The organism is Kitasatospora sp. NPDC059408 (assembly GCF_042751525.1).
GTDB lineage: Bacteria > Actinomycetota > Actinomycetes > Streptomycetales > Streptomycetaceae > Kitasatospora.
The window spans coordinates 22,360-34,384 of sequence record NZ_JBHYWI010000017.1; the positions used below are offsets into that span (position 1 = coordinate 22,360).

Genomic DNA, 12,025 nt, shown 5'->3' on the forward strand with positions numbered 1-12,025 from the left:
GCAGGTCGTCGGTGCTCAGGCGGTGCGGAGCCAGGCCTCGCAGGCGAGCGTGGACGTCAGGGGGTTGTAGGCGAGTTCGGGCGAGCCGGGGGTGCGGCAGAGGCGGCGCAGCGCGTCCGGGTCGACCAGGCCGGCCCGGGCCAGCGCGCTGTCCTCCCAGACCGCCGCCAGTTCCTCGCGGTGCCGGTAGAGGCCGAGCGTCGCCTCGGGCGAGCCGTCGCCCTTGGTGCGCCGGGCGAGGCTGCGGTCCGGGACGATCCCGCGCATCGCCTCGACCAGCAGGGGCTTGTACGCCCAGGGCGTGGCGCGGAGTTCGGGGCGGGCGCCCAGGGCGGCGTCGACGACCCGGTCGTCGAAGTACGGGTTGGCCACCGGCACGCCGGCCAGGCGGCCCATCTCCTCCAGGCCGCGCATCTCCTGGGTGCCGGCGTGGATGCCGGCGAGGTCGTGGTGGCGGCCGCGGGTCGCCGCGAGCGGTTCGACGGTGGGGGCGGCCTCGGCCAGGGCCTGCTCGACCCGTTCCAGGCAGTCGAGGGTGAACCACGATGCGATCACCGGGTCGTGCAGCCAGCTGAAGGACGGGCGGCCCGGGTCGAGGGAGCCGGAGGAGCGGGTGGTCAGGGCCGCGAAGCTCCTCCGGTACGAGCGGCGGTCCAGCAGTGCGCCCGCGACCGCGCGGCGGGACCAGCCGAACAGGGTGCGGTAGCCGCGCAGGGCGGCGAGCGTGAGCAGCGGCCGGGTGGGCAGCAGGGCGTGGTAGTCGACCGCGCTGCCGAGGAACAGGTGGTCGCCGCCGTTTCCGGTCAGGTGCAGCCGGGAGCCCCGCTCGGCCATCCGCTCGATGAAGTGGGTGACCCGGTCGCGGCTGACGACGATCCCGACCGGGGTGTCGTGCCGGCCGCCGTCGTTCATCGCCCCGCTGTAGAAGAGCGGGAGTTCGGAGGCGGGGGCGAGGAAGTGCTCGGTGTCCACGAGGCGTTCGGCGGCGAGCCGGGCCCAGTGGCCGTCGTCGTTCTCGGACTCGTCGCCGGTGGCGGTGCAGGCGATGAGCTTCGGGTTCCCCGGGCCGCCCGCGGCCAGGAAGCACAGCGACGTGGAGTCGAGCCCGCCGGAGAGGTCCGCGCTGATCAGGCCGGAGTCCGCGGTGCGCAGGGCGACGGCCTCGGTCAGCGTCGACCGGACGTCGCGGGCCGCCTCGGCGAGGCCCAGGACCGGCTCGGGCGGCCGATGCCAGCGTCGCTGCTTCGGCGGCAGCCCCTCGCGCAGCTCCAGGCAGTGGCCGGGCGGGACGGGCCGGACGCCGTGCCACATGGCGCGGTCGGCGAACGGCGCCGGCAGCGGGTTGAGCAGCCGCAGCGCCACGGAGGTGAGGTCGGGCCCGGCGCCGGCGAAGCGGGCGAGCTCGGCGGCGCGGTCGCCCGCGACGACGGTGCCCGCGATCCTCGTCCAGGCGATCCGGCGGGTGCCGTACGCGGTGCCCTGGACCCGCACCGCGCCGTCGGTGGCGGCCAGCAGGTGGAACTGTCCGGGGAGTTCGAGCCCGAGCCGGTCCAGGCCGGCCGGCTCGCGCACCGGGGCGACCCGCCGGGCCAGGTCGGCCGCGGTGACGCCGAAGGTGCCGATCAGGGCGACCGTCAGGTGGGGGGACCGGACGACCAGGAGCTCCCCGGCGGACCAGTGTCCGACGATCCAGGGCCGCCCGGAGGCGTGGGGGATGACATCGAGTTCCGGGCGGTCGGCGCACAGGCGCCGGGCCACGGCGCACGCGGCCGCGCTGTCTGGGAACGCGAAGAAGAACGGTGTGCCGTGGCCGGACATCACATCAGCTCCAGTTTTCCGGCGGTCACATGATCTGGCCGTGGAAGAAATCCCAGCTGAAGATTCCCTTCCAGCCGGTGACGGCGCGGAATGTTCCGGCGGACTCGAAAACCGGGGCCTCGTACTGCTTCTTGGACATGTTTTCTTCCTTTCTCGGGAGGGATTGCGGGGATCATCCGGAGTTCTCCCTGGAGTTCCCTCCGGAGTTTCCCCAGGGGTGTTTCCCCGACGAAGAGTCTTGGCTCGAACGGGCGGCCGCTCAACGTCGTTGGCCTGAAGTGCCGGGGAATCCTGAATTCCGCCGGTAATTCCAAGATCGGCTGGCAGTGAGTGGACATGTGATCGGATGGTGCACGGGTGGCCGGATCCTGGCAGCAAGCTGTCAGTGCCACCGGAAAGGCACAGGTCAGCGCCATACGATTTATGGCCAGCATGCACCTGACGATCTGATTGGCAGTGTCATATGACAATCGAAGCCGGCCGAGTCCTGGCCCCCGGAGCCGCCCTGGACGGCACGCCCCCGCCGCCGCGCTGGGCGGTCTGGGTCGCACACGCGGTGCCGCTGATCGCCCTGCCCTCCACCCTCTGGCGCCTCGCGATGGCCATCGGCGTGCCCGTCGGGTACAGCACGGAGGTGCTGCGCCACGACTACGGCATCCCCGGCAACGGCTACCTGGTGCTGCCCGCCATCTGCGTGCTCCAGGAGGGCGCCGCCCTGCTCACCCTCGGACTCGTCCGCGACTGGGGGATCGTCGCCCCGCGCTGGCTGCCGCTGATCGGCGGCAAGCAGGTTCGCACCTGGGCCGCCGTGACGGCCGCGCTGCTGGGCGCCGCCATCCTCACCGCCGTGACGATCAGTCAGGCCGCCGTGTGGGACAGCGTCGACAGCGAGAACCTCAAGGGCCTGCACCGGGCTGTCATGGGCTGGCTCTACATGCCGCTGCTGCTGTGGGGGCCGCTGCTCGCCGTCGTGACGGTCAACTACGCCTCGCGCCGGCGCCGTCGGGCATGAGCGAGCGGACTGCGGAGGAGCGACCATGAGCGCCGCGGCGATCGTCCTGCTGGGGGCGCTGTCGCTGTTCGTCTTCGTCACCGGCCTCGCCTCGGGCGCGCGTCGGCTGCTCGGGGTCCGGCTGGGCAAGGGGCGCGCGATCGCCACCGGTGCGGTCGGCCTGGCCAGCGGCAGCCTGGTCAGCTACCCGCTGCGCGACGTCCAGCCCTTCGCCCTGGTGACCCTGGAGATCGGGGTCTCGCTGGTCGTCGCCATGCTCTTCCTGGCGGCCACCGAGGTGTTGCTGCCCTCGTCCCCGATGCGCGGACTCGCCCGGCTGCCCGGCTCGCTGCGCCGCCAGGTGGCCCGCACCCGGCGCTACGGCCGGCTCAGCCGGATATTCGTCCGGCACGGCCTCGGCCGGTTCCTCAGCGGGCGCACCCGGCGCGGGCCGGGCGCCGCCGCCGAACGGGCCGTGCTGGCGGCCTCGTTGCGGCTCGCGCTGGAGGAGGCCGGGGTCACCTTCGTCAAGCTCGGGCAGGTGATGTCGACCCGCTACGACCTGCTGCCGCCCGAGTTCATCGCCGAGCTGAGCCTGCTCCAGGACCAGGCCACCCCGGAGCCCTGGGAGTCCGTCGAGCAGGTGCTGCGCGAGGAACTGGGCGCCGCGCCGGACGAGGTGTTCGCCGAGTTCGACACCAAGCCGTACGCGGCCGGCTCGATCGCCCAGGTCCACCGGGCCAGGCTGCCCGACGGACAGCACGTCGCGGTCAAGGTGCAACGGCCCGGCGCGCGCGAGATCGTCGTCGACGACCTGGACATCCTCTACCGCTTCGCCGAGCGCCTGGAGCAGCACACCGAGTGGGGCCGCAGCGTCGGCGCCGTCGCGCTGGCCCAGGGCTTCGCCGTCTCGGTGCACGAGGAGCTCGACTTCCGCATCGAGGCCCGCAACACGATGGCGGTGGCCGCGGCCATCGAGCAGGCCGGGGGCAACCCGATGGTCCGGGTGCCCGAGGTGCACGAGCGGCTCACCGGCAAGCGGGTGCTGGTCAGCGAGTGGATGACGGGCATCCCCCTGCACAGCGCCCCCAAGGTGCTCGACGAGCGCGGGCTGGACCGCAAGGCGCTGGCCGGCGCGCTGCTGGAGTGCCTGCTCGGCCAGATCATGACCAGTGGCGTCTTCCACGCCGACCCGCACCCGGGCAACCTGCTCCTGCTCGACGACGGCACCCTCGGCATGCTCGACTTCGGCTCGGTCGGCCGGATCGACCGCTCCCTGCGGGCCACCCTGCGCGGCATGCTGCTGGCCCTGCACCGCGGCGACCCGGGCGGCCTGTCCGACGCGCTGATCGAGCTCGTGGTCCACCCCGAGCACATCGACGAGCGCCAACTGGAACGCGCCGTCGGACAGTTCCTCGCCCGGCACTTCGCCCCGGGGGTCAAGCCGGACCGCGAGATGTTCGCCGACCTGTTCGCGATCGTGGCCCGGCACGGCATCAACGTGCCACCGGAGATCGCCGCCGTCTTCCGCGCGCTCGCCACGATGGAGGGCTCGCTCGACCGCCTGGTGCCCGGCTTCGACATCGTCGCCGAGGCCCGCTCCTTCGCCGTCACCCAGCACCTGCGCAAGCTCAAGCCCGAGACGCTCGGCCGCAGCATGGCGGAGGAACTCCTCGGTCTGGTCCCGATGCTGCGCCGGCTGCCCCGCCGGGTCGAGCGGATCGGCGCCGCCATCGAGGGCGGCCAACTGACCGTCGGCGTGCGGATGTTCGCCGACCCGGAGGACCGCCGCTTCCTGCGCTCACTGGTCCACGAGATCCTGCTCGCCTTCCTGGGCGGCGTGATCGGCCTGGTCGGCGTACAGCTGCTGCGCACGGGCGGCGGGCCGATGCTCAGCAAGGGACTCGGACTGTTCGAACTCTTCGGCTACAACCTGCTGGTGATCAGCTCGGTACTGGTGATGCGGGTGCTCTTCCTGATGATCGGCCCCAAGCACAGACGGTGAGTGGATTCGGGCCGTGGCCCCTGCACCCGGGAGATCCCGGGCGCAGGGGCCGTTTGTCGGGTCAGGTGATGGGATTGCCGAGCTCGTCCAGCCACGGGTGCTGTTCCCCTGCGACGGTCACGGTCAGGCCGAACCGGGTGAGGTCCGGCCTGCCGTTGCGGACCCACCAGGCGTGGGCGGCGGTCAACTCGTCCCACAGGTCGCGCGGACCGGACTGGGAGACGGCGTGCCTGCCGTCCCAGTCGGCGAGGCGGCAGTGGGCGTAGGAGACCCCGTCCCACACCTCGGCGCGCCCGGTGCCGAGACGGTCGTAGCCCGCCCAGAGCTCCCGACGGAACAGGTCCGGCATGCGCAGACCGATCGCGAACGCGGCGTGCGTGTGCTCGGCGACTTCGGACGGGTCGAGAGCGGACGGGCCGTGGCGGACGTCCTCGATGTCGAAGTCGCCGCTGTCGGGCCGCTGGTCGCGCACCCACATGAACGACACGTCCTCGACGAACGGGCCGCTCGCCGACCGGCCGTCCTCGGCCACGGTGAGCCGCAGCAGGCCCCCGTTGCAGAACGGCGTGCCGTACGGGATGACGATCACGCCGCCGGGCTCCACCTGCTCGATGATGGCGGACGGCACCCGCCGGACGGCCGCCGTGAAGTGGGCGCGCTGGAACGGCGCACCCGCGGGGTGGCCGAGCGTGCCGTCACCGGCGAGGACGGTGGGGCGCAGGCCGGTGGCGTGCAGCCGGTCGCGCGCCTGGGCGGCGAGCTCGGGATCCAGCTCGACGCTGGTCACCTGGGTGGCGCCGAGCTGATGGGAGAGGAGGGCGGCGGTCCAGCCGGTTCCGGTGCCCACTTCGAGGACAGGGGTGTCGGCGGTGGCGTCCAGGTGGTGGAGCATCTGGGCGACCACGGTGGGCATGGAGCTGGAGGAGGACGGGGTCGTGCCGTCGTCGTAGACCTGGGTGACGAGGGGAAGGTCGGCGGTGACCAGGTCGTCCCAGCACTTGGGCTGCGTCGCCCGGTCTTTCCACTCGCCGTCGTGGAGGATCCGGTCCGGGGTGAAGAGGGAGCGGGGAACGGCACGGAAGGTCCGCTCCCACTCGGCTGACAGGGCTCCGGACTGCCGGAGCGCATCGACGAGTTGGTTCCAGGACATTTCGGCGGTCCTACTTCCCGGGCCTGGGGAGGTTGGTCGGCGGCGCGTCGCGCTTGCCGGAGTGCTACCCGCCGCTGCCGCCGCCCGCCTCTCCGGGCCCGTCTGTGCCCGGTCCTCCGCCGTGCGGCCGGCGTGCGTTCGGGTGCGGGGAGGCCCCGTCCGGACTTGCCGGACGGGGCTGTTACGGGGCTACCGGGAGATGGGGACGATGAATCCTCGCGTAGGACCCGCCTTACGGGACATGCCTCTGATGATCGCTAGTGCTTCGTCGGTGATGTCCCGCCGGGTGACGGGGTCAGTGCCGTCGTAGACCCGCCAAGGCCCGTCCGGGTTGCCCGGGTCTTCGGGAGAGACGATTCCCCGAATCCCCAGGCGGCGGAGTGTGTTGGCTACCTGTTGGGCTTCGACCTCGTCCATGCGTCCCGCCCTCTCCGTGTTGGGTGGGGTTCAGGCTAGCTGCCTTCGCCGCCCCCGCCTCCACCTCCGCCGTTGCAGTGTGAAGCGCACCCTCCGGGGTTGATGGGTCCGCATCCGCCGGGGATGGGGGTGTGGGAGCACTGCGCGGCCACGGCCACCAGGGCGCGGGTGGGACCGGTCCACAGTTCGTAGTCCGGGGTGTACCCGGCCTCCTCGATCAGGGCGGCGGTCCGTGCGAGGGCGTCCGGGTCGTGCCGCGACGGGTCGGGGCGCTCGGGGTAGTGGTGGACGAACCCGCCGAGCCGGGCGCACAGGTCGGCGTACCGGCGGGTGTGGAGGATGAGGGCGTGCCACCCCTCGTCGACGACAGTGGACGGCGTGATGCGTACGGTGGGGAACGTGCGGGCGGTGGCGACGAACTTGAGCGCTTCGGTGACGATGCGCTCGGCGGCGTCGTCCGGCATGCCGGGGTTGTTGTCGAGCACGGTGTGCACGACGGCCCCGAACGTCTCGGTGGCGACGAGCGACCCCGGGTTCACCGGGAGCATCGGGCCGGGGGAGGGCGGCGCCAGCGACAGGGCCGGTTCGGGAGTGGTCATACTGGAGCTCTCCTCACACTGAGGGGTTCCCGGGGCGTCGGACGACGCCCCGGTCCGTTCGGTGTTGCGGGACCCGCTCCGGTCGGCTGCCTGCCAGGGATGACGGCCGGGGCGGGAGTCTGTTTGGGCTACTCCGTGGGCGGAGGGTTCGACGGAGACTGGAATGGCTCAGGGCCGCCAGTAGCGGCGGTTGATCTTGCGGACTTCGGCACGAAGCCGTTGGAGAGTCGGCGATTCGGCCGCCGGTTCGAGGGGCGGCGTGGCCGGCCCGGCTTCCTCGATGTCGTCGTACCGGACGGGCCCGCCAAGGAAGTTGGTCCAGGGCGGGAGCGGGTCCTCCGGGTTATCCGTCATCGCGCGCCGCCAGGCATTCATCGTGCTCCAGGTGCAGGGCACGCCATTTGGCGACCTTGCGCTGGATGGTCGGGTGCTCGGTGTACTGGCGTTCGAGGTCGTCGAACCAGAGGCAGGAGGGACACTCGTCAGCGTCGGCGGCGGGTTCGTGCTTGCGCATCGCGATCTCACGCAGGGACATCGGCCACCGCCCTGCACGCCCCCATGTGCCGGGCGCGGATCTTTTCGAGCTCCGCCAACACGCCGGGCAGCCGGGCCTCCGGGTACCTCCTGCGCATCTCCGCATCCGCGATGCGCTCGAACGCCGCGCAGACGGCGCACTTGGGCATCGAGGGCGTGGTTTTTGCGGCTCTCGGGACGTCGAGAGGACGCTCGGCAGTCGCCATGAGTGCTCCAGTTCGCTCGATCGGGTATCGATGCGACGGCTCTGCGCTGTATGGAACGCCTTGTCGAGCCGCAGCAATCACTCCGCAGGCGCCGGGGCCGGACGCTCGGCTGTTTCCGGCGGAGTGGCTGTTAGCAAGTCAACGCCCTGGGCATGCCGTAGGGGAGGGGCCGCAAAGAGGGCCGATGATTCGGCCCTGGGCCGTTTTCCGGGCCACAATTGAGACATCGTCACCTCAGAACTAGGGGATGCCGTGACCCTCACCCCGAACGGGATCGGCGAGCTGTTGCGCAGGACCCGGGAGCGATCCGGACTGAGCCGGGAGGAGCAGGCTGCCGTCGTCGGCCGCGAAACGGGTGAGTGGTGCAGCCCGGACACGGTCAAGAATTGGGAGACGGAGAAGAGGATTCCGCGTCAGCCATCGCTCCAGGGCGTCGCTGATGCTTACGGTCTTCCCGTGGACCAGGTGGCCGAGGCCGTAGCCCGCTCTCGGCGGCATCGGCGCGAACACGGCACGGAGGACAAGGTGGACCGGCGGAAGTTCATCGGGGTGGGCGCGGCGGTGGCAGGTGTCGTGGTTCTGCCCGGCATCGCCCAGGCCCGGGATGGGATCGATTCAGCGCTGACGCCGTCCGAGGACGGTGATCTCGCCTACCTGGAAGCGGCCTTCGAGCGGCACCGGGGCGGATACCGGGGCCGGTCGCCGGATCGTGTCCTCGGTGAGATGCTGTCCGACCTCGACCTCCTCCGGGATGTTCTCAACCGTCCGCACCCTACGCGAACCAGGGCAGACCTGGCCCGGACGGCTGCCGGGATCGCGGGCCTGGTTGCCATCGTCCAGCATGACCGTGGAGACCAGCGTGGCGCCTTCCAGTGGTTCGCCACTGCTGAGCGGGCCGCTCGGGAGTCCGGCGATCAGCGGATGCTTGCCTGGGTTCTGGCCCGGCACGCCATGGTGCCACTCAACTATGGTGCACCGGAGACGGCGGCCCGGATCGCGGCGCGAGCGCGGTTCGAAGCAGGGAACGGTTCGACAGCGGCCGGTGCCCTGGCCGCGGCGGTCACCGCCCGCGCCCTTGCTGCCTCCGGTGACTACGAAGGTGCACGGCGCGCGGTCAACGACGTCCGTACCGTTGCGGAGCACCTGGACGGTGCCGAGGCGGCCGACACCTGGTTCGGCTACCCCGAGCAGAAGCATCATGTCCACCTCTCACAGGCGTACACGCTGCTCGGCGAGTCGCGCAACGCCTACGCCGCGCAGGACCAGGCGCTCGACCTCACGGACTCCCCATCGGTCATGACACGCGCTCTTTTGGCGATGGACACGGCCGCCTGCCTGCGGATCGACGGGGACCACACCGGAGCAGCCGAGATGGCGGTCGGGGTGTGGGAACGGCTACCGAGCGGCTACCGGGAGGGGTTGATCCGGTCACGAGCCGAGTTGCTGCACGAGAAGCTCACTGGCCAATCGCGTGAGGCGCTCGGGGAGGCACTGATCGCGAGCTGAGCGGGACGGACAAGACGAAGCGCCCCCGCTCGGCCGCTGCCGAGCGGGGGCGCAAAGCTCAGTGGGTCATCTTCCGTGCAGGAGACTTCCGCAGGTGACGTGTGGACGATTCCGGAGGTGGGGCATGCCCAGGCGTGACTACGAGAACGATCCGAACGCTCCCAAGGCCAACAGCCTGGTGCCGGCCGCATCGGTGGTCGTAGTCGACGAGGCGGGCCGCATCCTCCTCCAGCGCCGCACCGACAACGGGATGTGGGGTCTTCCCGGCGGCATGATGGAAATCGGCGAGTCGCTCGGGGAGTGCGGCATCCGCGAGACGTACGAGGAAACCGGCATCCACATCGAGATCACCGGGATCGTCGGCACCTACACCAGCCCCGGGCGCGTCCTCGCCTACGACGACGGCGAGGTCCGGCAGGAGTTCAGCATCTGTCTCCTCGGGCGCCCGGTCGGTGGCGAACTCCGGATCTCGGAAGAGTCCCACGAAGTGGCGTGGTTCAGCCCCGCCGACACGGACGGGCTGCCGATGGCGCCGAGTGTCCGCAAGCGGGTGTCCGACTGGCGGTCCGGAGACATCCCGGTCGTGCGCTGAATTGCTCTTCCCGTTGCCGGGCCGGGGCGTTGTCGGGGGCCAGCGCTTTGGCTCGGAGAGCAGTACGCTGCTGAGCCAGGGCCGCAGCCTGAGTGCCCGCATGTGGTCGGCCTGCGGATGGGGTGCCACCAAGCTCGACATCCCCGGGAGGACCCGATGGCGAACTGCGTGCAGTGTTCCGCTCCCGCCGCGCTCGAAGACCTCGACGTGCAGCCGCCGCAGGCCTGGTGCCTCGGGTGTGCCACCGCTCTCGTCCGGGCTGGTGACCCAGTCGTCAACTACCGGCCCTTCGGTGCCCCGGACGAGTACGCGCGCGTGCTCGCCGGTGGCAGCACGGCGGCACTGCCCTTCGGCTGAAACGCCCCCGCTCGGCCGGGGCCGAGCGGGGGCATCTCCGTGGTGCTCAGCGCTTGGCGGCGGCGCGTTGGTAGGCGCGGCCTGCGAGCGGGATGACGATGGCCAGGAGCACGCCCATCACGATCGTGGCGGCGAGGATCGGGTGGTCGGACGGGAAGGCGCCGTCCGACGCGCCGCGGTCGTTGCCGAAGAGGTCGCGGGCGGCCGACACCACCGCGCTGACCGGGTTCCACTCCACGACGACCCGCATCCAGCCGGGCAGGCCCTGCGGCGGGACGAAGGCGTTCGACAGGAACGCCAGCGGCATCATCACGACGCCCGCCAGCGCGCTCACCGCTTCCGGGCTGCGCAGCGAGAGGCCGACCAGCGCGCCCACCCACGACATCACGAAGCCCATCAGCAGCAGCAGCCCGAAGCCGGCCAGTGTCTGCAGGATGCCGTTGTGGGCCCGCCAGCCGATCAGGTAGCCGACCAGTGCCATGATCGCGGAGGTCCACGAGACGAGCACGAGGTCCGCGACGGTGCGGCCGAGGAGGACCGACGAGCGCGAGATGGGGAGGGCGCGGAAGCGGTCCACGAGACCGTTGTTGAGGTCCTCGACCACCCCGACCGCCGTGGTGGTCAGGTTGGCCAGCATCACCTGGGCGAAGATGCCCGCCATGATGTATTCCTTGTAGCCCCCCTGCCCCGGCACCTGCATCGCGCTGCCGAACAGGTACCCGAAGACCAGGACGAACGCCACCGGCATGACGGTGATGCCCAGGAGCTGCTCCGGCATCCGCCGGATGTGCCGCATCTGGCGGCCCGCGAGCGCGAACGTGTCGCTGAACACCTCGGTCATGCTGTCTGCAACTCCTTGGACTGGGCGGGGGCGGCAGCGGGCTCCGCGCCCTGCTTGCCGGTGAGGGCGAGGAAGACGTCGTCCAGCGAGGACCGGCGGACGGCGAAGTCCTGCGGCTCGATGCCGAGTTGCTGCAAGCCCTGGGCGGCGGCGGCGATGGTGGTCACCCCGCCGCTCATCGGCACCGACACCGTACGGGCGTCCTCGTCCACGCTCGGTTCGCCGGAGGCGAGCCCGGCCAGGACCCGGGTGGCGTCGGCGAGGTCGGCGGCCGTGGCCAGCGACACCTCCAGGCGCTCGCCGCCGACCTTGCGCTTGAGCTCGTCCGGGGTGCCGTCGGCGATCACGACGCCCTTGTCGATGACCACGATCGAGTCGGCGAGCTGGTCGGCCTCCTCCAGGTACTGGGTGGTGAGGAGGACGGTCACGCCGTTGCGGACCTGTTCGTTGATCATGTCCCAGAGCGCGAGCCGGCTGGTCAGGTCGAGCCCGGTGGTCGGCTCGTCCAGGAACAGCACCGGCGGCGCGGCGACCAGGCTCGCGGCCAGGTCGAGGCGCCGGCGCATGCCGCCCGAGTACGTCTTCGCCGGGCGCCCGGCCGCGGCCGTCAGGTCGAACTTCTCCAGCAGCTCGTCGGCCCTGGCCTTGGCGCCGCGCCGGCCGAGGCGCAGCAGGCGGCCGATCAGCTGGAGGTTCTCGCGGCCGGTGAGCCGCTCGTCGACGGCCGCGTACTGGCCGGTGAGGCCGACGTTCGCGCGGATCTGCTTGGCCTGGGTGTGCAGGTCGAAGCCGGCGATGGTGGCCCGCCCCTCGTCCGGCGCGAGCAGGGTGGTGAGGATGCGCACGGTGGTGGTCTTGCCGGCGCCGTTGGGGCCGAGCACGCCGAGGATGGTGCCGGCCGGCACCTCCAGGTCGATGCCGTCGAGCGCCTGGTGGTCGCCGTAACGCTTGCGGAGGCCCTCCGCCGAGATCGCCGTTTCCATGACGGCTCCTTTGCTGTGTGAGGTGG

Annotated in this window: 13 protein-coding genes; 5 read left to right on the top strand and 8 right to left on the bottom strand. The window is 71.5% G+C overall.

Annotated elements, in window-relative coordinates; translation table 11 throughout:
• Positions 1-15: 15 nt before the first annotated feature.
• Both ACFXDE_RS13855 and ACFXDE_RS13860 read right to left on the bottom strand, forming a co-directional pair.
• A complete protein-coding gene (locus ACFXDE_RS13855) occupies positions 16-1,818 on the bottom strand; it encodes an asparagine synthase-related protein (RefSeq protein ID WP_380493953.1) in 1,803 nt (600 codons plus the stop codon).
• A 25-nt stretch (positions 1,819-1,843) separates the two neighbouring features.
• A complete protein-coding gene (locus ACFXDE_RS13860) occupies positions 1,844-1,957 on the bottom strand; it encodes a lasso RiPP family leader peptide-containing protein (RefSeq protein ID WP_380493955.1) in 114 nt (37 codons plus the stop codon).
• Between the two features lie 324 nt (positions 1,958-2,281).
• Between ACFXDE_RS13860 and ACFXDE_RS13865 the strand changes: the two genes are divergently transcribed.
• Positions 2,282-2,830 (top strand): hypothetical protein, encoded by a 549-nt coding sequence (locus tag ACFXDE_RS13865; RefSeq protein WP_380493957.1) that lies wholly within the window; start codon positions 2,282-2,284, stop codon positions 2,828-2,830.
• A gap of 25 nt (positions 2,831-2,855) precedes the next feature.
• Positions 2,856-4,814, top strand: a complete 1,959-nt coding sequence (locus tag ACFXDE_RS13870) for an ABC1 kinase family protein (protein WP_380436757.1) — start codon at positions 2,856-2,858, stop codon at positions 4,812-4,814.
• Between the two features lie 61 nt (positions 4,815-4,875).
• On the opposite strand, the gene ACFXDE_RS13875 is transcribed toward ACFXDE_RS13870, so the two are convergent.
• The 4 genes from ACFXDE_RS13875 to ACFXDE_RS13890 all read right to left on the bottom strand — a co-directional run bounded on the left by ACFXDE_RS13875 (position 4,876) and on the right by ACFXDE_RS13890 (position 7,515).
• Positions 4,876-5,964 (bottom strand): protein-L-isoaspartate O-methyltransferase, encoded by a 1,089-nt coding sequence (locus ACFXDE_RS13875; RefSeq protein WP_380493959.1) that lies wholly within the window; start codon positions 5,962-5,964, stop codon positions 4,876-4,878.
• A gap of 452 nt (positions 5,965-6,416) precedes the next feature.
• Positions 6,417-6,980 (bottom strand): glycine-rich domain-containing protein, encoded by a 564-nt coding sequence (locus ACFXDE_RS13880; protein WP_380493961.1) that lies wholly within the window; start codon positions 6,978-6,980, stop codon positions 6,417-6,419.
• Between the two features lie 168 nt (positions 6,981-7,148).
• The gene (locus ACFXDE_RS13885; protein WP_380493963.1) at positions 7,149-7,334 is read right to left on the bottom strand and encodes a hypothetical protein; all 186 of its coding nucleotides are present in this window, start codon (positions 7,332-7,334) and stop codon (positions 7,149-7,151) included.
• Positions 7,324-7,515 carry a hypothetical protein gene (locus ACFXDE_RS13890; protein ID WP_380493965.1) on the bottom strand — a complete coding sequence of 64 codons (192 nt, stop codon included), beginning with the start codon at positions 7,513-7,515 and terminating at the stop codon, positions 7,324-7,326. Before ACFXDE_RS13890 ends, ACFXDE_RS13885 begins: the two co-directional genes overlap by 11 nt.
• A gap of 457 nt (positions 7,516-7,972) precedes the next feature.
• Between ACFXDE_RS13890 and ACFXDE_RS13895 the strand changes: the two genes are divergently transcribed.
• The 3 genes from ACFXDE_RS13895 to ACFXDE_RS13905 all read left to right on the top strand — a co-directional run bounded on the left by ACFXDE_RS13895 (position 7,973) and on the right by ACFXDE_RS13905 (position 10,175).
• Positions 7,973-9,226, top strand: a complete 1,254-nt coding sequence (locus ACFXDE_RS13895) for a helix-turn-helix domain-containing protein (RefSeq protein ID WP_380493967.1) — start codon at positions 7,973-7,975, stop codon at positions 9,224-9,226.
• A 124-nt stretch (positions 9,227-9,350) separates the two neighbouring features.
• Positions 9,351-9,818, top strand: coding sequence for an NUDIX domain-containing protein (locus ACFXDE_RS13900; RefSeq protein WP_380493969.1), 468 nt, complete (start codon positions 9,351-9,353; stop codon positions 9,816-9,818).
• A 156-nt stretch (positions 9,819-9,974) separates the two neighbouring features.
• Positions 9,975-10,175, top strand: coding sequence for a hypothetical protein (locus ACFXDE_RS13905; protein WP_380493971.1), 201 nt, complete (start codon positions 9,975-9,977; stop codon positions 10,173-10,175).
• A 46-nt stretch (positions 10,176-10,221) separates the two neighbouring features.
• Here the strand turns inward: ACFXDE_RS13905 and ACFXDE_RS13910 are convergent, their stop codons facing one another.
• The gene (locus ACFXDE_RS13910; RefSeq protein WP_380436779.1) at positions 10,222-11,016 is read right to left on the bottom strand and encodes an ABC transporter permease; all 795 of its coding nucleotides are present in this window, start codon (positions 11,014-11,016) and stop codon (positions 10,222-10,224) included.
• Complete coding sequence (locus ACFXDE_RS13915) at positions 11,013-11,999, bottom strand: ATP-binding cassette domain-containing protein (RefSeq protein ID WP_380436781.1); 987 nt, start codon at positions 11,997-11,999, stop codon at positions 11,013-11,015. Before ACFXDE_RS13915 ends, ACFXDE_RS13910 begins: the two co-directional genes overlap by 4 nt.
• Positions 12,000-12,025 lie beyond the last annotated feature (26 nt).